Here is a 20,634-nt window from a genome sequence, read left to right as displayed (position 1 = left end):
GATCAAAAACAGGCGAGGTCTATTTTTTATACGGGATCGGATCCTTTACTCCGGCTCTTTTAAACCCGTTTAGTCTTAACCTGCAGCTATCGCACTCTCCGCAAGCTATATCCTCACTTTCATAGCAACTCCATGTAAGCTCGATAGGAGAGTTCATTTCAATGGATTTAGCCACGATATTAGCCTTGCTTAAATTTACAAGAGGGGTTATGATTTTGACGTTGAAATTTGGCGAGGTGCCTTCATTTATCGCCAAATTTATCCTCTCTATAAATTTGGCCGAGCAATCAGGATAGCCGCTACTATCCTCTTCAACTACTCCTATAAATATAGCCTCTGCACCTTCTTTTTCAGCAAGTGCAGCAGCGATAGAGATAAAGATTCCGTTGCGAAAAGGCACATAGGTATTTGGAATTTCATTGCCAAGCCCGGCTTTTGGCACTTTTAGATTAGCATCGGTTAAAGAATTTCCACCAATATCGGCTATAAAACCAACATCTAAATTCAGTCTTTTTTCTATCCTAAGTCTGTCGCAAATTTCTTCAAAAGCTCTTTTTTCACGATTCATAGTGCACTGATTGTAATCAAAATGAAGCGCTATTACCTCATAACCTTGTTTTTTTGCCATAGTAGCGCATAGAGTGCTATCCATCCCTCCACTCATTATACAAACAGCCTTTTTCATCATCCTTGCCTCTTTTGGAATTTAAAAACAATAAAAATTAGATAAAATTATACAAAATTTTATATGAAAGAGCTTAAAAATGATAATATGCGATGAACAATATCCAGAAATTTTAGATCAAATTTGCAAATATCTCACTGCTGGCGATGTGGAGCTAAGTTTTGTAAATAGTAAGCAGATGCGAGATATAAATTTAAAGCAACGCAAAATAGATAAAACAACCGATGTTTTGAGCTTTCCATTTGAGTTCATTATGCACGTTCCTCTTGGCTGTATAGTTATAAATTTAGATTTAGCAGAGGAAAAATCAAAAGAATTTAACCACTGTAAAGACGATGAAATAGCTCTTTTGTTTACACACGGACTACTTCATATTTTAGGCTTTGATCACGAAAAAGACAGCGGAGAGATGAGAGAAAAAGAAGAAGAGATAATTAATAAATTTAATCTTCCCAAAAGCCTCATAGTGCGTACTATGGATGAAATTTAAGGCTATTTTTTATCTTTTTTAATAGCCTGCTCGTTCTTAGCATATTTTTTATCGATATATCCAAGCTCTATAAGCTTATTGTAGACTCTTACCGCCATAGGACCCGCAGTAAGCCCACCGTGACCTCCATGCTCTATTATTATAGTAACTACATATTTTGGTTTTTCATATGGAGCATAAGTTGTAATCCATGCGTGAGAGCGTTGAAGATACTTCATATCCTCCTCTTTTATACGCTTTTTTTCAGCTTGAGAAATACCGACTACTTGAGCTGTGCCTGTTTTAGCGGCTATCGTTAAATTCGCATCTGTAAAATATTTAAAAGCGGTTCCCTTTTGATGATTTACAACCTCATACATAGCTTTTCTAATATACGGAAGTTGTTTTTTTTCAAAAGGAGTGAATATATCACTAGCCTCGAATTTAGCCTCTTCTTTGCCTATACTATGTAAAAAATGAGGTATTATGTTTTTACCCGTTGCAAGCATAGCTGTATGCCTAGCAATCTGCATAGGAGTTACTAGAAAATTCCCCTGCCCTATAGAGGTGTTTAGGGTCTCACCCTGATACCAAGGCTGAGAGTATTTATGCATCTTCCATTCGCGACTCGGAACAATACCTACAAATTCATTAGGCAGATCCACGCCTGTCTTTTGACCCATACCAAAGCGTTCAAGCACCGGAGCTATAGCATCTATGCCTATTTTTAAACTTCCCTTGTAAAAATAATCATCACAGCTCTCCCTAATTGCGGAATTCATATCCATTTTACCGTGTCCGTATATGTTCCAGCACCTAAAATTTCGCCCTCCAAGCTCAAAGGAACCGCTACAAAAATAATCAGTCCCTCTATCTATCTTGCCAGAATCTAAAAACGCCAAAGCCACGCCCATCTTTATAACTGATCCCGGAGGATATAGCCCGTTTACAAGCTTATTAGTAAAAGGATGATCTATGCTGTTTATAAGCTCGTTCCATCTAGCCTGTGAAATTCCTGTTACAAATGGATTTAAATCATACTCGGGAAAACTCCCGGCAGCTATAATAGAGCCGTCGGTGACATCCATTACAATAATAGCACCTGCATTTTCTCCAAAAATTTCTTCTATATATTTTTGAAATTCCAGATCTATGCTTAGCCTTATATCGCTACTCTTGGGCTCTTCTTTAAAAATCTCTTCTATCTCCTCATTAAGAGCATTTACCTTTATCTTTCTAACACCTTCTTGTCCTTGCAAAATAGAGTTGTAATAGCGTTCTATTCCGCTTCTTCCCGTATAGTTTGTAATCTTGGTCACAGGATCATTAATATAATCTTGCTGATTAGCTCTGCCGACATAGCCTATGATATGAGAAGCAAGGTTGGAATATGGATAGTGACGCTTGGAAGCCGGTTTAACCTCTAAATTTTCACGCAAGGAAAGCGCAGCTATCTTAGGAATCATCCTGTCATAATCTATAAAGTCAATAATTTCTATAAAATCTTGATTATAAGGCGAATCGGCTTTAATATAATCTTTTTTTAATTTTGTAACGTTTAGATCTTGAAACATATTTTGCAAATTTTCAAGTTCTTGATCCAAAACATCTTTTTTACCAAGATGAGGCTTAACAGATACCGAGAAGCCAAGCCTATTAACTGCCAAAGGACGCCCTTTAATATCAAGTATGAGTCCTCTTGCAGGTGGCATAAACTGCTTTTTTACTATATTTTGTTCTGCAATTTCCTCGTAAAATTCATTAGACTTGATGCTTAGATAATAGATTCTAACCAGCAAAAGCACCCAGACACTAAATATTATGGCAAAAACTATGCGCATTCTCATTTGACGCGCTCTTTAAATAAAACAATAGCCAAAGCCGACTCTAAGGCAGTATAGACAAAGTATTCATATCCAAAATTTAAAATAGGTAGATTTTTGATATATAAAAGCAGAGAGCTTATAAGATACGTTCCCAGATATCCGTTTGATACAAAAAAAATCAATAATACAGCTCTTGATTTAAAAGTCACCACAAGCCAATCACAAATAAAATAGTAAAAAACTATAAAGGCTAAAATTGTTGAAAATAGAGCAAATCCATGAACTTGCTCAACAAAAATAATATAAACTATAGAAAAATACCACCTTATATCATACTTTAAAAGTCTTTTTTGTTTTTCCATAGTAAGAATAATCATGTATGCAAAAAAGAGTCCTATCAGTGGAGGAGCCCAGATAAATACCGTAGTAGAAGCTTGATATATAAATAATAAAGCAACCCAAAAAAAGGATTTTAAAAGCTGTATATCAGTGCTATTTCGTCGCATACCGGAAAGTGCTTGCATTTAATACAATCAGCCCAAATTTTTTGTGCAGGAAGTTCTGATTTAGGAATCTCTACAAAGCCCAATTTTTCAAAAAAACTCTTTCTATAAGTAAGCGTAAAAACCTTTTCAATATCATAAAATTTAGCCTCATCAAGTATTTTTCTTACTAGCTCGCTTCCTATTCCGCTATCTCTTAAATTTTTAGATATTACAAGACTTCTTACTTCGGCCAAATTTACAGTGTGTATATGTAAAGCGCAAAAGCCCACTATCTCATTTTTGTCGCAAACCACGATATATGAGCGAATATTCATAGCGATCTCATCATCGCTTCTTGGCAGTATCACCCCACTTGCAACCTCATCTTTGACAAGATCTTGCATAGCTTTTATATCTTTTGGCTTGGGCTTTCTAAAATCTAAATTTTTCACTACTGATTTATACCTAATGCGTTTTTTACTATAAGCTCATTTGCTTTATCAATTCCTATTTTTTTTAGAGTCGATACTAGATGTGCGTTAGGATATGCTTTTAAAGCTGCGCTTTTCTCACTTTGATTTAGCTTATCAGCCTTTGTTAGGATATTTAAAATTTTCTGATCGGCTCTCAAAAAACTTTGCAGATAATCACCCACCTCTCTATCTATGAGCATATCATGTTGTCTGCTATCTATAAGATGGACAAAAAGCCTTATATTTGATCTTTGTTTCAAATACTCATCTAAATTTCGTCTCCAATCATCATGCATAGTTTTTGATACCTTTGCATATCCAAAACCCGGCAGATCCACAAATATTAAATTTACCCTATCCTCATCATTTATATATTCAACTTCAAAAAAATTGATAAGCCTTGTTTTGCCCGGAGTTGAGGAGCTTTTAGCCAGATTGTTTTGATTCACAAGAGCGTTTATCAGGCTACTTTTACCAACATTAGAACGTCCTAAAAATGCCACTTCGCTACCGCTAACAGGAGGAGCAAGTGATATATTTGGAGCAGACAAAAGAAATCTGGCATTTATAGGCCTTATCACTTTTTCTTATCCTCTACTTGAAATACAAATTTTACAGGCTTTTTATTGCCGCTATTTACACTATATGTGCCGCTATTTTGATTTACACTTATCTTTTCGCCATAAACTCTCTTATCGCTATCGACTTCATGCAAAAATCCGCTTCCGTTTATGGTATATAAATTTGATTTTAGTTCGTATACAAGCTCATTTCCACTTCCGTTATAATTCTTGTCTTTAATCAAAACCTTAAATTTAGCATTTCCTGTGGCAACATATTTAATAGGATTACGATTTTTATCAAAATGTATCACAACCTTATCGGCAGTTAATATATCTTTACCTTTTTTGACACTAACATTACCGCTCAATTCACTTATAAATTTGTTCTCGTCTGCAAAAAAATCATCAGCGGTTACTTCTACATTTTGAGCGACTAAAGGTAAAATACTAAAAACAAAAGCCAAAATTATCTTTTTTCTTGCACCCATGCTTGAATTCCCTTTGCGTAAGTTCTCTTTAAATTTGCATCATAAACAAGACTATTGCCAACTATCTTATCCTCATTTTTAGTCATCACAAAAGGCATGCTCGAACTGGCGATTTTTGTCTTAGTATTATAATCTGCTTCCTCTGAAACAAATTTCAAATTTTCACTATTTAAATATCTAACATTTCCTTTAAGCTTAATAGTATCGTCTTGATAAAAAGCTTTGTCGGAAATAACACTATGATAAGTATCGTCTCTTAAAACATCAGCCCTAAAATTTAAAAATTCATCCATATTTTTATATCTATTCCACTCGTCAGCCTCATATTTAGCACTTACAATGGTAGCATTGATTTCGTAGTCCACAACATCGTTCATACCAATAGTAGCGATACTATTGTCTGGCTTTAGAATTTCACTATAGTAAGGATCTTGAAGTGTCATATATACCATCGCCACGCTAAAAATAGCTATGACGAAGTAAAAAATCCTTATAACCAACGCTTAGACCACTCTTCATAAAGATTTTCGTGTTTTATAAGTATCTCTATCATCTGCCTGATAGCGCCGTTTCCGCCCTTAAAATCAAGCTTAGTTTTTACATCAAGCTCTTTTATCGCATTTTTTGGCTTAAAGCTCCACTTAACAGCTTTTAAAAGCTTGTAGTCGTTATAGTCATCCCCGATAGCCGCTGCGTTTTCAAAGCTTAGACCTTCAAATTTTAAAATTTCTTCAGCGACTGCAAATTTATCGCTTACTCCTTGATAGACATGATTTATCTTTAAATTTTCAGCCCTTCTTTCTACGATTGCAGATTTCCTACCTGTGATGATAGCAACTTTTTTTCCAAGCTTTAGCCAACTTTCTATAGCATATCCATCTTTAACGTCAAAAAATTTAACCTCTTCTCCATTTGCGCCATAGACTATCTTGCCGTCAGTCATACAACCGTCAACATCTAAAAAAATTATCTCTATCACAACACGCCTTTTGTGCTTGGAACTCCGATTCGCTCGTTTTTGGCAAGAGCTCTTCTAAGTGCGACAGCCAAAGCTTTAAAGCTTGCTTCGATTATATGATGAGAGTTTTTACCGCGAATTTTAGCAATATGCAGCGTGATATTTGCATTAAATGCAAGCGCTTGGAAAAATTCATTCACAAGCTCTATATCAAACTCGCCAACCTTGCCTTCATGGATACTTTCATAGACTAAAAAAGGTCGGTTAGATAGATCAAGAGCACAGTTTACAGCTGCTTCATCCATGACAACCGTCGCCTCGCCAAATCTCTCAATTCCGTTTACAGGATATATCATCTCTTTTAAAAGCGAGCCTATGACGATGCCTGTATCTTCAACCGTATGGTGAAAATCTATATGTAAATCGCCCTTTGCAACAAGCTTCATATCAAACAAAGCGTGCTTTGCAAAAGCTTCGAGCATATGGTCAAAAAATCCTATACCGGTGCTTATCTCACACTTGCCGCTTCCATAAATTTCTAAATCTAAGCTTATATCAGTCTCTTTGGTCTTTCTTATCTTTTGCACGCCTACTCCCTTGCGATAAATGCGCCCTCTATATGTCCTGCTTCAATGAAGTCTCTAGCCTCGTTTTCGCTTCTAAAGCCTACTAAAAATACTCTATATATAGCCCTTCCATCAAGTATATACTCTTTGATTTGAGTATTGTAGTTCCTGGCAGAGTGAGTTCTTTTGTAAGCATTTGCACCACTTAAATTTCTAAAAGCACCAATTTGCACCATAAATATACCGCCAACAAAAGTATCTTGCTGAACTCTACTTGATACCTTAGGCTTTTGAGAGCTTGGTATATTGGCAACTTTGCTATTTATACTACCATTAAACCCGACAACTTCAAGCACTACAGGTGCAGTGCCAGATGCTATCATGTCTATCTTTTGCGCTCCTACTTTTGACAGATCTATAACCCTGCCAGCCACAAAAGGACCACGATCATTAATTCTAACTATAATATTTTTGCCGTTCTTTAAATTTGTAACTCTCACCATTGTATTCATAGGCAAAGTTTTATGCGCGGCAGTCATATTATACATATTATAAATTTCACCGTTTGAGGTTTTTTTGCCATGAAAATTCGGTCCATACCAACTGGCTATTCCACTTGCCCTATCTCCCACGCTTACTATAGTCGGATAATATGTCTTTCCGTTTATGGTATAGGGACGCATGGTGGCTTGATGAACACCTTTTGAATTATTTATCTTTACGTTTGTAGGTCCCGTAGGACCAAAATTTATACCTATCCAAGAGCATCCTGTAAAAAAAATAGATACAAAAATAGCCAAAAGGCCGAATTTGATACTATTTTGCAGTAGCAAGCTTTGCTCCGATAGATGAATTTGAGCTAATTAGACTGTTTGCATCCTTTAAATCCTTAAGTGCGACATCAAATTTCTCAGAAATTTCATTTAGGCTATCTCCGCTCTTTACTATATATTCAGCAAGATAGTTGATGTTTTGCTCCGTAGGGATCACTATGTTCTCATTTGGCTTTAGCTTATCGGATGTTAGATTATTATACTCTTTGATTATCTTATGACTAACTCCTGTTTTTTGAGCAATAGCCAAGAGAGTATCATCTTTTTTTATTGTATAAATTTCAAATTTACGATTTTGGGAGGCCTCAAAATTATCATTAAACATATTTTCTTTATTTTTAGGAATGTATAGATAGTATTGCTTATCCGTAGGTGGAGTATATACGAATTTAAGATGAGAGTTATACTCTTTCATTCTTTTTAAGCTAACTCCTATACTGTCTCCAACCTCCATCAAGGTAGTTCCTCCAGGAACATCAATCTTGGCAAGCTCAACAACTTTAGCATCGCTTATCAAATTAGAATCGCTTGAGTTTTTGAAGCTATTATCAGCAGCTATATTTGCTACAGTTAAAATTTTAGTGACAAAAGCCCTGGTTTCTTTTGGCAAATAACCTTTTTTGCTATCAAGAAGCACGTGTATATCATCGCCTCCGGCCTTTTTTATAGCAGATTTTAGCCTAGTTCCTCCACAATTATATGCCATCATAGCCAAATACCATTTTCCAAATTCATCTTTTAAATTTTGAAGATACTTTGTAGCGGCGATAGTGGCAGCTATTGGATCTTTACGCTCATCAGCGTACTCATCTACTCTAAGACCATAAAGCTTAGCCGTAGGAGCCATAAACTGCCAAATACCTACGGCTTTAACTCTTGATACAACCTCGTTGGAAAAACCGGATTCTATCATCGCAAGATATAAAAACGACTCCGGGATACCTGAATCTTTAATAATTTTTTGCAAAACAGGAATATGCCTATATCCGTTCTCTATTGTCCTTGCAAATTCTTTTTTCTTACTATCTTTGATACTATTTTTAACTGTTTTATAGTAAGGACTGGTTAGAAATTTATAGTCTATGTCAAATTCTTTCAATACTTTTTTTTGTGATTCGGTTACATCTTTAACGTTTTTATTCATAGTCGAAGCAGATAAAAACATAGTACATGTCATACACAAAAAAACTATTTTTAAAATTCTCATTTTTCTCCTTATTTATTCGGTATTAAAATTTCCAAAAAGCATTTTAGCATTTTGCGTGGTTATTCTAATTATCTCCTCTTTTTCTAAATCTAAAATTTCACTCATTCTTTGTGCAACAAATTGCGTATAAAAAGGCTCATTTCTCCTGCCTCTATATGGCTCAGGCGAAAGATATGGCCCATCTGTTTCGATAAGTAACTTATCCCTTGGAATTTTAGGCAAAATTTCCACTAAATTTTTAGCATTTTTAAATGTTAAAACTCCGCCGATTCCAAAATAAAATTTTCCAAATTTACTAAGATCTAATAGTAATGGCGATGCGTTATAACAATGCAAAACCGCCCCTTTTAGCCTACTTGCATACTCTTTTAATATATTATAACAATCCTCATTAGAGTCTCTAATATGCAAAATTACAGGTAGATTAAGCTCTACAGCCAAATCAAGCTGAGCCTTAAAAACCCTCTTCTGAGACTCTTTTTCGGCTAATTTCTCACTCTCATCTTTTGGTAGCCTAAAATAATCAAGTCCGCATTCGCCTACAGCTATACATTTGCTGTTCTTAGCAAATTTACGTAACTCATTCTCATCAAAATCATCTATATGATACGGATGAACACCCACTGCAAAAAAAACATTTTTATAAGCATTGGCTATTCTAGCAGCTTTTGGTAAATCTTTAATATCAGCACCAGGTATCAAAACCCCACCAATGCCGCCACTATAGGCATTTTGCATAACCATATCAAGATCTTCATCGTATCTATTATCATCAAGATGACAATGCGTATCTATTATCATCCAGCTACCTCTACCCTATTTCTACCATTCTCCTTAGCTTCATACAATGCGCCGTCTGCAAATTCTAAAATTTCATCTAAAGAATAATCGCTTCTTCCAAATGCAACACCGATAGAAACGGTAAATTTAAAACTCTCTTTTTTTAGAGTTATGGATTGAGACGCAATATTAGATCTTAAATTTACAAAAAATTTAATAGCCTCTTCTTTGGAGATATTTTTAAGAACTATACAAAATTCCTCCCCTCCAAATCTAGCCACAATATCGTTTCCTTTTGTCTCATCTACTAATTTTTTTGCCAAAAACTGAAGCACCTTATCTCCGCCATCATGACCATAAGTGTCATTAATGCTCTTAAAATGATCTATGTCAAGCATAGCTATCGCGTAAGGTTCAAAGAATTCCTCATGCTTACTTAAATACTCCTCCATATTGGCATAAAAATACCTTCTATTATAAACACCTGTCAAAAAATCATGATTCGCAAAATTTGCAATTCTATTAATATTTTCTATAGCCTCTATGGTATTATGTATCCTGCATATAAATTCCTCTTTTTCAAAAGGCTTTGCGATAAAATCATTTGCTCCGTTTTTAAGAAATATAGAGGCATTAACCTCTTCTTTTGGAGATGTAATAACTATTATTCCAAGCTTGTTCTTATCGTTTTCTTTTCTAAGCTCTTTTAAAACTCCAAGGCCATCCTTAATAGGCATTCTATAATCAGTTATAACAAGCTTTATGTCGGGGTGATCGGCAAAATAGCTCATAGCCTCCTCGCCATGAGCGGCTGTAAATACCTGAAACTGAAGACTTGTTAGAATTTTTTTAATATTATTTCTAAAAGGCATCGAATCTTCAATGATCATAACCTTATACTGTTTATTTTTAATAAGCCTATTTATCATTTGAAATATATAGTTTATGTCATCCATATTGTTCTTGTAAACATAATCCACTATATCTTTATGTATAAATATTTCTCTAGTCTTAGGATCAAGGCTTCCTGTTAGCACTATCGCCGCAATACCTTTTGAAATCACATAATCTACTATCTCTCCATTTGGAGCGTCAGGCAAATTCAGATCAAGCAAGGCTATAAAATATTCGCTTGGTTTAGCTAAAAAAACTTCCGCTTCAGCCATACTATGGGCTACGTCTATATCCATTTCGACGTTGCCTTCCATCTTTTTTGCAATAAGTTTTGCCAATGCCTTGTTGTCTTCTACTATTAAAATTCTACTTTTTTTCATAAATATAAGTTATCCATTACACATTAAATTTATAATTTTCTTCAATGCTACCATTTTTTTTCTTGTTAAAATATAAAATTTTTAACCCTCCAAAAGTTGCCTAGCAAAATTTAAAGCCTCATTTGTTATCTTCTCACCGCTTATCATTCTGGCAAGTTCTGATATACGCTCGCTGTTTTCAAGCTCTCTTACGATTGATTTTTCGCCATGTCTTTCAACTAAAAAGTGAGAATTTGCCTTTGAGCTTAGTTGCGGCTGATGCGAGATGGCAAAAATTTGATAAAATTTGGCTAAATTTAAAAGCACATTTGCGATACTCATCGCCTCTTTTCCGCTTAAATTCGCATCTATCTCATCAAGTATTATTACTCCGTTTCCGCTTCCTGAAATTTGCGTTTCACTCGCTATAAATGCAAGACGCAATCGGTTTAGCTCACCGGAGCTCAAATTTTTTAAATTTGTCTCGTTTAGACTCAGGCCAACCTCATCAACTCCAAATTTATTAAGCTGTTTTGGACTTATATTAAGAGTTATCTTGCTCATATAAAGCTCTTTAAGATAAGAATTTATAAGGCTTTCAAGCTCTTTTAGATTTTCACTTCTTGCCTTAGTAAGCTTGCTAGCCATAGCGTCTATCTCACTTTTAAGAGCTTTAAATTTCGCCTCAAGCGCGCTCTTTTCAAAGCTTATGTTTTCGTACTTATTAAGTTCCACTTTTCGTTTTTGAAGCAGCTCAAGCGCCTCTTCCACGCTGCCGTATCTTCTGATGAGCGAATTTAGCGCCCCTATCCTATCTAGAACGCCCTCTATATCGATCTCTTCAAGCTCGTCCATATTTAGGCTGTCGCGCGCTATTCTTAGCTCGTTCATCGCCTCTTCAAAAAAGCTCGCGTCGATATCGCTTATGTTTAGCGCGTCTATAACTGCTTTTTCAGCATGAAACACAGCCTCAGCCCTACTCCAAGCCTCATTTATCTTATCTTTTTTGCTAAGGCGCTTTTTTATCTCTATTAGCTCTTCAAATTCGCCTATTTTTGGGTTCACGGACTCTATTTTAGATATTTCAAAGCTTGCAAATTCCTTTAGCTCTTCAACTCTTTTTTCATCTTCGATTATCTTTTGAAGATCCTTTGAAATTTGATCAAATTCTTTAAATTTCGCCTCAAATTCCTGCTTAAACTTGAGAAACGAACCATCTTTTTTACTCTGGCTAATGTCAAGCAAATTTAAAAATCTCTCGTTTTCAAACTCATTTATCTCTTTTGCCGAGAGGTATTTGATGTGCTCTTTTGCGATTGCAGCGAGATTTTTCTTTGAGATGGACTGAGAGTTTATAAAATACCTTGTCGCCTTATCTCTAAACAGTTTAAATGTATTCATCTGCTCGCTTTCAATGCCGTATTCTTCAGCGCTAAATTTATACTCCACATCGGCTTCAACGAGCTTTGCTTCACTATCTTTAAGGCCAAAAACAGCCATTATCGCACTCATCAAAACCGACTTTCCCGCACCGCTTACGCCGGTAAATACGCTAAGCCCCTCCTTAAATTTAAGCTCAACGCTATCAAAATTTAGATATTCCTTTATCAAAAGCCTCTCAATCATTATATCCCCAGTGAAGTTTTTCTTTTAAAATTTGGAAGTAATCCCTGCCGATATGGCGGATAAATTTCGCCGATTTTTCGCTTAATGTCACACTTATGCTATCTAAATTTGACATATTAAAGCGGTCTTGCCCGTCGATAACCAAAATCGCATCGCTTTTAGTCTTAAATTTCATCTCAAATCCTCTTGGAAGTACGACAGGACGCTGAGTAAGCGAGTGAGAGCATATCGGAGTTACGGCAAAAACATCGCTTAGCGGATAGATGATAGGTCCGTTTGCGCTCATGTTGTAAGCGGTTGATCCTATCGGAGTGCAGATGAGCACGCCGTCTCCAAAGTATGAGTTAAAATCTTTCCCGTTTAAAAGCGCTTCGATGTGAGTCATGGAGCCTGATTTTGAACTTAGCATCGCAGCTTCGTTAAATGCGATCTTTTTAACTACTTCGCCACTTTTTTTATGCATAAAAACATCAAGCATATATGGAGTTTCTATCTCAAATTTTCCTACAAAAAAGTCCTTAAAAAACTCTTCGCACTCATCCATCGTGATATCGGTTAAAAATCCAAGCCTACCGGCGTGAATTCCAAGCACAAACGGCGAAATTTCAGCACTTTGCCTACAGGCTGAGATGATGGTGCCATCTCCTCCCAAAGAGATCAAAAAGTCACAATTCTTGGCCAAATTTATAAGCTCAAAGCCCTGCTCGCCAACCTCTTTAGCACAGCTTTTCTCAAGCAAAATTTCCACTTTGTATTTGGCTAAAATTTTCTTGATAGTCTTTAAATTTTTAGGCAAATCGCCATTTATCTTAGCAACAACTCCGACCTTTTTCACATCAGCAAAATTTAAATTTATCTCTTTTTTCATAGTTTTGATTGTAGCATATTTTGGTTTAAAAGCTCGGCAAAAGCAAAATTGGAGTATAATCAAGCTTTCAAAACGAAATTTAAGGAGTATCTAATGCGAAGCCATTATTGTGCAGAGCTTAGTGCGGCGGACATCGGCAAAGAAGTCGATCTTTGCGGCTGGGTAAATACCTATAGAGATCACGGCGGAGTTATCTTCATCGACTTAAGAGATAGGACTGGGCTAATCCAGCTGGTTTGCGATCCTGCTGATAGCGTAAGCGCTCATGAAGTCGCCTCAAAAGTGCGTGATGAGTATGTTTTAAGAATCAAAGGCAAGATAAGAGCGCGTGGCGAAGGGCTTGTAAATCCTAGGCTAAAGACAGGCGAGATCGAAGTGGTAGTAAGCGAAGTGACGGTAGAAAATCCAAGCGAACCGCTTCCGTTTATGATCAACGACAACTCGGTAAATGAGGACATCAGGCTTAAATACCGCTTTTTAGACTTAAGAAACGAGCGCTTGCAAAATATCTTTAAAATGCGCTCAAAGGCTGCGATCGCCGCTAGAAATTCGCTTGATCGCCTTGGCTTTATAGAGTTTGAAACTCCGATTTTAACTCGCGCTACACCTGAGGGCGCAAGAGACTATCTAGTACCAAGCCGCGTGTATCCCGGGCAGTTTTATGCGCTTCCGCAAAGCCCGCAGCTGTTTAAGCAACTTTTAATGTGCTCTGGCTTTGATAAATACTTTCAGATAGCAAAATGCTTTAGAGATGAGGATTTGCGCGCTGATCGTCAGCCTGAATTTACGCAGATCGATATCGAGATGAGCTTTATCGAGCAAGAAGATATCCTAAATATGGCTGAAGAGGTGCTAAAAGATATATTTGCAGCTTGCGGATATGATATAAAAACTCCATTTAGACGTATGAGTTATAAAGAGGCTACCGAGAAATACGGCTCAGATAAGCCTGATCTTCGCTACGATCTAGCTATGGTTGATGTGATTGACATATTTGCTCGCTCGTCAAATGAAATTTTTGCAAATATTGCAAAAGATCCTAAGAAAAACCGCATAAAAGCGCTTAAAGTGCCAAACGGAGATAATATATTTAGCAAGCGCGAGATGAATAGGTTTGAAGAGTTCGTGTGCAAATTCGGAGCTCAAGGACTAGGATACTTCCAGATGAAAGAGGACGGATTAAAAGGTCCGCTTTGCAAATTCTTTGAAGAAAAAGACCTGCAAGAGATAGTTGATAGATGCGAGCTAAAGCTTGGCGACGTAGTATTTTTCGGCGCAGGAAAGAAAAAGATAGTGCTTGATTATATGGGAAGATTTAGAATTTTCCTAGCTGAGCAAATGGGTATCATCGATCAAGACAGAATGGAGTTTTTATGGGTGCTAGACTTCCCTATGTTTGAGCAAAACGACGACGGAAGCTACTCTGCGATGCACCACCCATTCACATGCCCTAAAAATATAGACGAAGAGGATTTAGAAGACATCCTTTCAGTCGCTCACGACGTTGTGTTAAACGGCTTTGAGCTAGGCGGAGGAAGTGTGAGAATCCACAAAAACGACGTTCAGCAAAAGGTATTTAAACTTCTTGGCATAGACGAAGCGGAGCAAAGAGAGAAATTTGGCTTCTTACTTGACGCGCTTAGCTTTGGAGCGCCGCCGCATGGTGGTATCGCGATAGGATTTGACCGCCTTGTGATGCTGGCAACCAAATCAACCAGTATTCGCGATGTGATCGCATTCCCTAAAACACAGCGCGCGCAATGCCCTATGACAAAAGCGCCTAGCGAGGCAAGCTCTGAACAACTTCGCGAGCTAGGACTTCGTCTAAGAGAAAAAACTAATTAAGGAAATTTGATGAAAAAACTATTTTTGATAATCGGAGCACCGGGAAGCGGCAAAACAACAGACGCAAATTTGATCACAAAAGGCGATGATAGCTTTACTCACTACTCCACAGGCGATCTGCTTCGTGCAGAGGTTGCAAGCGGAAGCGAGCTAGGCAAACTCATCGACAGCTACATCTCAAAAGGAAATTTAGTCCCTCTTGAAGTGGTTGTAAATGCGATAATAAGCGCCATCAAAAGCTCAAAAACGCCAAATGTCGTGCTTGATGGATACCCTAGAAGCATTGAGCAGATGACTGAACTTGATAAAGTTTTATCCGCTCAAAACGAGATCTCGCTAAAAGGCGTCATCGAAGTGGATGTTAGCGAAGATGTGGCTAGAGAGCGTGTGCTTGGACGTGCAAGAGGCGCAGATGATAACAACGAAGTATTTAACAACAGAATGAAAGTATATCTTGAGCCAATCGGCGCGATCCGCAAATTTTACTCAGGCAAAAATTTGCTTCACGAGATAAACGGCGAAAGAACGATCGATGAGATCGTAACAGATATGAGAAATTTGATAAATTCGCTTCTGTAACCTACACAAATTTGATTTGCCACGCTTTGCAAATAGCGCAAAATGTGGCAAATTTCCTCTTTTTTAAGCAGTATTACCCCTTAACTTTTAATTAACAATTTCGCATTACAATTCGCTTCAGTTTATAACAAACTTCATAGCAAGTTATAAAACCAAGTTATCAGGCTGCTCTATTTAGCGGAGCTTAAAAAAACAAAATCAAAATTTTAAAGGATACAAAATGCTTAAAAAACTTACACTATCAGCTCTTCTTGCAGGCTCGCTTTTAGCAAGCGGAGGATTTACTGGCACCAACAACGCCGCACAAAACCAAGGCGGCTTCACAGGCAAAGGAAGTGCGACTTTAGTCACTATCAAAGAGGCTCTTAATATGAGAGACGGTGCGCCGGTCATACTTGAAGGCAAGATCAAATCTCAAATCAGATCAGATGATTATGAATTTGTCGGCAGAAGCGGCGATACAATCGAAATCGAGATAGATAACCACGTCTGGAAAGGCGTAACCGTAGATGAAAACACACCTATAAGAATCACGGGAAAAGTCGATAAAGACCTCATGAAAACAACTATCGACGTAAAATCTGTCGAGATAATCAAATAATTTTACCTACTTTTAATCCATCTCATACTCACCCGCACGGCTATCAAGCGGTAGCCGTGTCACAACTCAAATTTAACTTAAATAAAAGCCGCAAATAAGTATAATCACACTCACATAAAACAAGGAGCAAACATGGATATATCAAAAATCAAAGCAGGCTCAAACCCTGATAAGATCAATGCCGTTATCGAGATACCTTACGGCTCAAACATAAAATATGAAATTTGCAAAGATAGCGGTGCGGTTTTCGTCGATCGCGTGCTTTATTCGGCGATGTTTTACCCTGCAAACTACGGTTTCGTGCCAAATACCTTAGCAGAAGATGGCGATCCTGCCGATATCTTGGTGCTTAACGAGTATCCTTTGCAAGCGGGCAGCGTCATCCCTTGCCGCCTGATCGGAGTTCTTGTGATGGAAGATGAAGCAGGCATGGACGAAAAACTTCTTGCGGTGCCGGTTAGCAAGATAGATCCAAGATATGACGCTATAAAAAGCTACAAAGATCTTCCAGAAGCGACACTAAACAAGATCAGAAATTTCTTTGAGACTTACAAAATGCTTGAGCCAAACAAATGGGTGAAAGTAAAAGAGTTTAAGTGCGCGGACACAGCAAAAGCGATTTTAGATAAAGCCATAGCAAGCTACAAATAATATAAGCCCCTAAATTTGGGGCTTTCAAAGGTAAAATTTGAAACAACTACTACTTATACTAACTGCTTGCGCCTTATTACTTGGCGCTTCTCAAGAAAGAGGCGTCATAGATATGCACGGAGGCAAAACGCAAAAATATGGCGGATTTTCAAAGAAATTTGAGGACTCAAATTCTAGCAGATTTGGCAAATTTAAAGAGCAATCCAAATCTTACAAACAAGATAAATATCCGTCAAAATAAGCAATCCAAACGCGAGATCGTTTTTGTTAAAGAAATTTATCATGCCTTTTATATTGCCAGGATCGCTTAGATAAATTATATATAAGATCGATAGCCAAAATATCACTCGTGCGCCACCTGCTGCGCCAATTGGCTCAGTTTGAATCGATGGTCTAAACATAGAGATAAAAGCGGTAAAAAACAGGATTATAAGAGCAAGGATAAAGAGCTTTTTCATGGATTTATTATAACGAGTTATTTTATAAGCGCTGATAAAGATAAAAAGCGCTAATTGATTTGCGTTTAAATTTCAGAAAGCTACTTAATGCCTTTTTTAAGCTTTCGTATCAAAAATCTAGCAGGATGAAGCGCGTCAAAAAGGCTCTTTTCTACACATAATGGGCGATCAAACACAAGATCGCAGATGAGCTCAGCCCCAAGCACGGCAGTGCATAGTCCGCGCGAGCCGTGAGCTGTATTTATATAGACGTTTGGGATATATTTGGCGCTTAAATTTTCGCTCTTATTTTTCGTCCAAAGAAGAGCTTTGTAGCTATCCTTATAAAACTCCTCATCATAAAGCCTTCCGATGATCGGAAATCTATCGCCACTATAGCTTCTATAGCCCACTTTTGAGCCTAAAATTTGAGGCTTCTTGCCTTCTAAAAACTCACCTATATCGGCTAAATTTTTCTCATCGTCACTGCTTCTAGGCTCATCAAGTTTTAAATTTCTATCATAAGTTGCACCGACAACTTGCACGCCATCAACCTCAGGGCAGACATAGCCTTTAGTGCTAAAAGCCAAATTTGTCTTTATGGACTCTTTTATGTGCGTGATCTGCCCGCGAACCGAGCTAAGTTGCATGTCAAAATTTGAAAAAAATTCCATACTATCGCTACCAAGAGCTAGGATAAGCATATCGCTAATGATGGTTTTTCCGTTTTTAAATTTCGCCGAGATCTTGCCATCAGGTAAAACCTCATAGCTCTCAAACTCATATCCAAGCAAGATATCAGCGCACTTGCTTGCCGCCTTGCACATCTTACGCGGTCTAGCCTTGGCACCTTCTTTTATAAAGGCACTAGGATAAGGAGCACTATTTAAATTTATATCAAAAACTCCATTTTTATCATCAAATTTAAGCCACTCTTCTAATCTTACTAAAAGCTTTTCATCGTGCGCATAGTCTATGCACCCCTTAAATTCGCACTCTTCCTTGCGCATAGTCTTTTTATAAAACCTAACCGCTTGTAAAAACGCGTTCATGTGCATCCTGCCAAGCTCTACTTCAGGCTTTGTGATAAGCGGCATCAAAATTCCACAGTGATTGCCCGAGCCGTTTGTAGCGATATCTTCGCATTTTTCAGCTATGGTAACCTTTACGCCAAGCTCGGCTAGCTTATAAGCGCTCACACATCCTGCCACTCCGCCACCTATGATAAGCGCGCTCTTTGGAGTTTTGTCGCTACTTTGGATATCAAATCTACTAAACCATGGATTTTTAACGTCGTGGCTTGCGGTTTCAAGGGTGGCGCTTATCATCTCGCGCTTTTTGCCAAAGCCTTTTTGTAAATTTACTTTAAAACCGTTTTTAGCAAGTGCATTTTGCACGGCTTTAGCACTAGAGTAGGTTCGTAAAATGGCTCCAGATTTACTTAAATTTGCAACTTCTTTAAAGACTTCATCGCTCCACATATCGGAATTCTTGCTAGGTGCAAAGCCATCCATAAACCAGATATCAGCCTTAAAATCAAGCTCAGGCAAAATTTGATCTATCTTGCCAAAGCACAGATCAAGCGTGATACGTGAATTTGCAAAATTTAGCCGATGAAATCCTCGTATAAGAGGAGGATAGTTGCTTATAAGCTCACTTGAAAGCTCGTTAAAAACGCCTAAATTTTCATAAATTTTAGCAAGATCTTCCTTGCTTATAGGATTTGCTTCGATACTCACGTAATGTAAAAATTTGCTTGAGTTTTTGAATTTATCTAGTGTTGTTAAAAAGTTAAGCCCTGCTCCAAAGCCGGCTTCAGCGATGATAAATTTCTGCTTACTATCCCAAATTTCATCAATCGCACTAGCAAACACATATCTGCTCTCGCCTGCAGGATCGTCGCTGTTAAAGTATATGTCGCCAAAATCCTCGCTATATGCGATGCTCTCTTTAAAAGAAATTTTGGCTGTTTTCATTGCTGATTTGCAAAATAGACATCAACACCGTCAGCGATACCTTTAGCGATCGCATCTTGGTAGTTTGATTTGCCTATGAGCTTGCCCTCATCAGGATGCGAGATATAACCCACCTCAAGCAAGACAGCAGGCATAAGCGCACCTACTAGAACCCAAAACGGCGCTTCTCTTACTCCGCCATCAACAACCTTTGAATTTATCTTTTTAGTGCGTGCAAGCACCTCTCGCTGAATGTCTATGGCAAGCTTGTTTGAAGCGATGATTTTTTCTCTGTTTAAGAAGTTTAAAAAGGTCTGTTTGGAGAAGAAATTCATCTCATCTATGTCTGATTTGTTTTCAAGTGCGGCTACGTTTTTGCTGCGCTCGCTTCTTGCAGGAGAAAGGAAAAACGTCTCGATACCCTGCATAACAGCGCCTTTTTCTTTATTTGGCGCGGCATTTGCATGAACGGATATGAAAAGATCGGCGAGTTTATCGTTTGCAAGCTTTGTTCTGCTTCTAAGATTGATAAATTTATCCTTTGTGCGGGTGTAATACACCTTGTATCCACGCTTTTTAAGCTCATCTCCCGCCTTAAGAGCTATGCTTAAGACGATATTTTTCTCTTTAAGTTTTGCGCCGCCTATCGCACCGGGATCATCGCCGCCGTGTCCTGCGTCAAGGACTATGATCTTGTTTGATGTACTAATCTTAGTTTTAACTATTTTTTTAGATAGATTAGAATTTTGTTTTTTACTCTTATCGTCTTTAAGTTCAGTTTTTTGCTGACTTTTTGAATTTGATGCTAAATTTTCCAATTCCACTTTATCAAGCGCGAAAAATATAGAATTTTGTTTTATTTTGAAATTTATTTTTTGCTCTTTTTTGTGAGAAAATACGACTCTGATAGTATTTTTATCAAACTGGCTTACCTTGATCTCATCAGATATTATATTTTTAAAAGCTTGAGGCTTACTTATCCAGACTCTGTTTAAGTCATACACATTTCTAAAATGGTTTTTTGAATTCAGTTTAAAATGTTTTATACTACTTTCAAAAATAGGACTACTAAATTTTATCTCCAAGCCATTTGGATGTTCGATAACTTTTAGAATTTGAATTGATTTATTTGAGTAATTTTCTTTAGCTGTTATTAATGGCTGATTTGATCCCTTTGACTCTTTTTGTAACTTTTTATTATTTTTACTATCTTTTTGCGCCGCTTGTACTAATGACTCCAGCTCTCTTTCATACGGATTAGAGCCTAATCCTAATGCTTTTGAGCTTTCAATCAGTCTTTTTAATATCTCGACTCTGATTTTATCATCATTATCTATGACGGACTTTATATATAATCCCTTCATATCCTGATGGAGTTCAAGCTTGATAGTTTTATTTGCCTTTAGAAATTTATCGTCAAAATTCTTTATCCTAGCATCAAAAGTAGAGCAAATTCCCACTGTAGCAATAAACAAAAAAAATAAAA

General features: G+C 37.2%; 23 protein-coding genes. 6 read left to right on the top strand and 17 right to left on the bottom strand.

All coding sequences use genetic code 11. From position 1 onward, the window contains the following. Window positions 1-19 precede the first annotated feature (19 nt). Complete coding sequence (gene queC, locus CDOMF_RS03545) at window positions 20-688, bottom strand: 7-cyano-7-deazaguanine synthase QueC (RefSeq protein ID WP_260952480.1); 669 nt, start codon at window positions 686-688, stop codon at window positions 20-22. 76 nt (window positions 689-764) lie between these two features. Here queC and ybeY point away from each other — a divergent pair, with 76 nt between their 5' ends. Continuing rightward, window positions 765-1,175 carry an rRNA maturation RNase YbeY gene (gene ybeY / locus CDOMF_RS03540; RefSeq protein WP_260952479.1) on the top strand — a complete coding sequence of 137 codons (411 nt, stop codon included), beginning with the start codon at window positions 765-767 and terminating at the stop codon, window positions 1,173-1,175. Window positions 1,176-1,177: 2 nt separating this feature from the next. Here the strand turns inward: ybeY and mrdA are convergent, their stop codons facing one another. The 14 genes from mrdA to CDOMF_RS03470 form a co-directional block, all read right to left on the bottom strand. Continuing rightward, the gene (mrdA, locus tag CDOMF_RS03535) at window positions 1,178-3,001 is read right to left on the bottom strand and encodes a penicillin-binding protein 2 (protein WP_260952478.1); all 1,824 of its coding nucleotides are present in this window, start codon (window positions 2,999-3,001) and stop codon (window positions 1,178-1,180) included. After that, window positions 2,998-3,162 carry a hypothetical protein gene (locus CDOMF_RS03530; protein ID WP_260952477.1) on the bottom strand — a complete coding sequence of 55 codons (165 nt, stop codon included), beginning with the start codon at window positions 3,160-3,162 and terminating at the stop codon, window positions 2,998-3,000. Before CDOMF_RS03530 ends, mrdA begins: the two co-directional genes overlap by 4 nt. Before the next feature lie 290 nt (window positions 3,163-3,452). Then, the gene (locus CDOMF_RS03525) at window positions 3,453-3,869 is read right to left on the bottom strand and encodes an N-acetyltransferase (protein ID WP_260953125.1); all 417 of its coding nucleotides are present in this window, start codon (window positions 3,867-3,869) and stop codon (window positions 3,453-3,455) included. A 47-nt stretch (window positions 3,870-3,916) separates the two neighbouring features. After that, window positions 3,917-4,519 (bottom strand): ribosome biogenesis GTP-binding protein YihA/YsxC, encoded by a 603-nt coding sequence (gene yihA / locus CDOMF_RS03520; protein WP_269468969.1) that lies wholly within the window; start codon window positions 4,517-4,519, stop codon window positions 3,917-3,919. Beyond that, window positions 4,516-4,989, bottom strand: a complete 474-nt coding sequence (lptA, locus tag CDOMF_RS03515) for a lipopolysaccharide transport periplasmic protein LptA (RefSeq protein ID WP_260952476.1) — start codon at window positions 4,987-4,989, stop codon at window positions 4,516-4,518. Before lptA ends, yihA begins: the two co-directional genes overlap by 4 nt. Beyond that, a complete protein-coding gene (gene lptC, locus CDOMF_RS03510) occupies window positions 4,968-5,489 on the bottom strand; it encodes an LPS export ABC transporter periplasmic protein LptC (protein ID WP_260952475.1) in 522 nt (173 codons plus the stop codon). The genes lptA and lptC overlap by 22 nt, the downstream gene beginning before the upstream one ends. Next, window positions 5,480-5,968: a KdsC family phosphatase gene (locus tag CDOMF_RS03505; protein WP_260952474.1), complete on the bottom strand. Its 489-nt coding sequence runs from the start codon at window positions 5,966-5,968 to the stop codon at window positions 5,480-5,482. Before CDOMF_RS03505 ends, lptC begins: the two co-directional genes overlap by 10 nt. Next, a complete protein-coding gene (gene hisB / locus CDOMF_RS03500) occupies window positions 5,965-6,534 on the bottom strand; it encodes an imidazoleglycerol-phosphate dehydratase HisB (protein ID WP_170018511.1) in 570 nt (189 codons plus the stop codon). Before hisB ends, CDOMF_RS03505 begins: the two co-directional genes overlap by 4 nt. A 2-nt stretch (window positions 6,535-6,536) precedes the next feature. Beyond that, window positions 6,537-7,346, bottom strand: coding sequence for a septal ring lytic transglycosylase RlpA family protein (locus CDOMF_RS03495; protein WP_249934083.1), 810 nt, complete (start codon window positions 7,344-7,346; stop codon window positions 6,537-6,539). Beyond that, a complete protein-coding gene (locus tag CDOMF_RS03490; RefSeq protein ID WP_260952473.1) occupies window positions 7,330-8,553 on the bottom strand; it encodes a lytic transglycosylase domain-containing protein in 1,224 nt (407 codons plus the stop codon). The genes CDOMF_RS03495 and CDOMF_RS03490 overlap by 17 nt, the downstream gene beginning before the upstream one ends. Window positions 8,554-8,565: 12 nt before the next feature. Then, the gene (locus tag CDOMF_RS03485) at window positions 8,566-9,354 is read right to left on the bottom strand and encodes a TatD family hydrolase (RefSeq protein ID WP_260952471.1); all 789 of its coding nucleotides are present in this window, start codon (window positions 9,352-9,354) and stop codon (window positions 8,566-8,568) included. Further along, window positions 9,351-10,607, bottom strand: coding sequence for a GGDEF domain-containing response regulator (locus CDOMF_RS03480; protein WP_260952470.1), 1,257 nt, complete (start codon window positions 10,605-10,607; stop codon window positions 9,351-9,353). Before CDOMF_RS03480 ends, CDOMF_RS03485 begins: the two co-directional genes overlap by 4 nt. A gap of 81 nt (window positions 10,608-10,688) precedes the next feature. Further along, complete coding sequence (locus CDOMF_RS03475; protein WP_260952469.1) at window positions 10,689-12,212, bottom strand: AAA family ATPase; 1,524 nt, start codon at window positions 12,210-12,212, stop codon at window positions 10,689-10,691. Continuing rightward, window positions 12,205-13,080 (bottom strand): NAD(+) kinase, encoded by an 876-nt coding sequence (locus tag CDOMF_RS03470; RefSeq protein WP_260952468.1) that lies wholly within the window; start codon window positions 13,078-13,080, stop codon window positions 12,205-12,207. The genes CDOMF_RS03475 and CDOMF_RS03470 overlap by 8 nt, the downstream gene beginning before the upstream one ends. A gap of 93 nt (window positions 13,081-13,173) precedes the next feature. Between CDOMF_RS03470 and aspS the strand changes: the two genes are divergently transcribed. The 5 genes from aspS to CDOMF_RS03445 all read left to right on the top strand — a co-directional run bounded on the left by aspS (window position 13,174) and on the right by CDOMF_RS03445 (window position 16,997). Next, window positions 13,174-14,925: an aspartate--tRNA ligase gene (gene aspS / locus CDOMF_RS03465; RefSeq protein WP_260952466.1), complete on the top strand. Its 1,752-nt coding sequence runs from the start codon at window positions 13,174-13,176 to the stop codon at window positions 14,923-14,925. A gap of 9 nt (window positions 14,926-14,934) precedes the next feature. Continuing rightward, window positions 14,935-15,504 (top strand): adenylate kinase, encoded by a 570-nt coding sequence (locus tag CDOMF_RS03460; protein ID WP_260952465.1) that lies wholly within the window; start codon window positions 14,935-14,937, stop codon window positions 15,502-15,504. Between the two features lie 220 nt (window positions 15,505-15,724). Next, window positions 15,725-16,105: a YgiW/YdeI family stress tolerance OB fold protein gene (locus CDOMF_RS03455; RefSeq protein ID WP_260952464.1), complete on the top strand. Its 381-nt coding sequence runs from the start codon at window positions 15,725-15,727 to the stop codon at window positions 16,103-16,105. Window positions 16,106-16,237: 132 nt separating this feature from the next. Continuing rightward, the gene (gene ppa / locus CDOMF_RS03450; protein ID WP_170018520.1) at window positions 16,238-16,756 is read left to right on the top strand and encodes an inorganic diphosphatase; all 519 of its coding nucleotides are present in this window, start codon (window positions 16,238-16,240) and stop codon (window positions 16,754-16,756) included. Window positions 16,757-16,793: 37 nt separating this feature from the next. Continuing rightward, window positions 16,794-16,997, top strand: a complete 204-nt coding sequence (locus tag CDOMF_RS03445; protein ID WP_260952463.1) for a hypothetical protein — start codon at window positions 16,794-16,796, stop codon at window positions 16,995-16,997. Between the two features lie 297 nt (window positions 16,998-17,294). On the opposite strand, the gene mnmC is transcribed toward CDOMF_RS03445, so the two are convergent. Together mnmC and CDOMF_RS03435 are read right to left on the bottom strand one after the other, a co-directional pair. Next, a complete protein-coding gene (gene mnmC / locus CDOMF_RS03440; RefSeq protein WP_260952462.1) occupies window positions 17,295-19,169 on the bottom strand; it encodes a bifunctional tRNA (5-methylaminomethyl-2-thiouridine)(34)-methyltransferase MnmD/FAD-dependent 5-carboxymethylaminomethyl-2-thiouridine(34) oxidoreductase MnmC in 1,875 nt (624 codons plus the stop codon). Further along, window positions 19,166-20,623 carry an N-acetylmuramoyl-L-alanine amidase family protein gene (locus CDOMF_RS03435; protein ID WP_336296820.1) on the bottom strand — a complete coding sequence of 486 codons (1,458 nt, stop codon included), beginning with the start codon at window positions 20,621-20,623 and terminating at the stop codon, window positions 19,166-19,168. Before CDOMF_RS03435 ends, mnmC begins: the two co-directional genes overlap by 4 nt. Window positions 20,624-20,634 lie beyond the last annotated feature (11 nt).

The organism is Campylobacter sp. RM16187, assembly GCF_025319965.1.
Classification (GTDB): Bacteria; Campylobacterota; Campylobacteria; order Campylobacterales; family Campylobacteraceae; genus Campylobacter_A.
Note: the sequence above shows the minus strand (reverse complement) of the source record. Positions and strands in the feature narration are given on the sequence as shown.

What these genes read in the sequence shown, in the direction of transcription:
- queC (WP_260952480.1), bottom strand. Translation starts at nt 688, where the DNA reads ATGATGAAAAAGGCTGTTTGTATAATGAGTGGAGGGATGGATAGCACT.
- ybeY (WP_260952479.1), top strand. Translation starts at nt 765, where the DNA reads ATGATAATATGCGATGAACAATATCCAGAAATTTTAGATCAAATTTGC.
- mrdA (WP_260952478.1), bottom strand. Translation starts at nt 3,001, where the DNA reads ATGAGAATGCGCATAGTTTTTGCCATAATATTTAGTGTCTGGGTGCTT.
- CDOMF_RS03525 (WP_260953125.1), bottom strand. Translation starts at nt 3,869, where the DNA reads ATGCAAGATCTTGTCAAAGATGAGGTTGCAAGTGGGGTGATACTGCCA.
- lptA (WP_260952476.1), bottom strand. Translation starts at nt 4,989, where the DNA reads ATGGGTGCAAGAAAAAAGATAATTTTGGCTTTTGTTTTTAGTATTTTA.
- CDOMF_RS03490 (WP_260952473.1), bottom strand. Translation starts at nt 8,553, where the DNA reads ATGAGAATTTTAAAAATAGTTTTTTTGTGTATGACATGTACTATGTTT.
- CDOMF_RS03485 (WP_260952471.1), bottom strand. Translation starts at nt 9,354, where the DNA reads ATGATAATAGATACGCATTGTCATCTTGATGATAATAGATACGATGAA.
- CDOMF_RS03480 (WP_260952470.1), bottom strand. Translation starts at nt 10,607, where the DNA reads ATGAAAAAAAGTAGAATTTTAATAGTAGAAGACAACAAGGCATTGGCA.
- CDOMF_RS03475 (WP_260952469.1), bottom strand. Translation starts at nt 12,212, where the DNA reads ATGATTGAGAGGCTTTTGATAAAGGAATATCTAAATTTTGATAGCGTT.
- CDOMF_RS03470 (WP_260952468.1), bottom strand. Translation starts at nt 13,080, where the DNA reads ATGAAAAAAGAGATAAATTTAAATTTTGCTGATGTGAAAAAGGTCGGA.
- aspS (WP_260952466.1), top strand. Translation starts at nt 13,174, where the DNA reads ATGCGAAGCCATTATTGTGCAGAGCTTAGTGCGGCGGACATCGGCAAA.
- CDOMF_RS03460 (WP_260952465.1), top strand. Translation starts at nt 14,935, where the DNA reads ATGAAAAAACTATTTTTGATAATCGGAGCACCGGGAAGCGGCAAAACA.
- CDOMF_RS03455 (WP_260952464.1), top strand. Translation starts at nt 15,725, where the DNA reads ATGCTTAAAAAACTTACACTATCAGCTCTTCTTGCAGGCTCGCTTTTA.
- ppa (WP_170018520.1), top strand. Translation starts at nt 16,238, where the DNA reads ATGGATATATCAAAAATCAAAGCAGGCTCAAACCCTGATAAGATCAAT.
- mnmC (WP_260952462.1), bottom strand. Translation starts at nt 19,169, where the DNA reads ATGAAAACAGCCAAAATTTCTTTTAAAGAGAGCATCGCATATAGCGAG.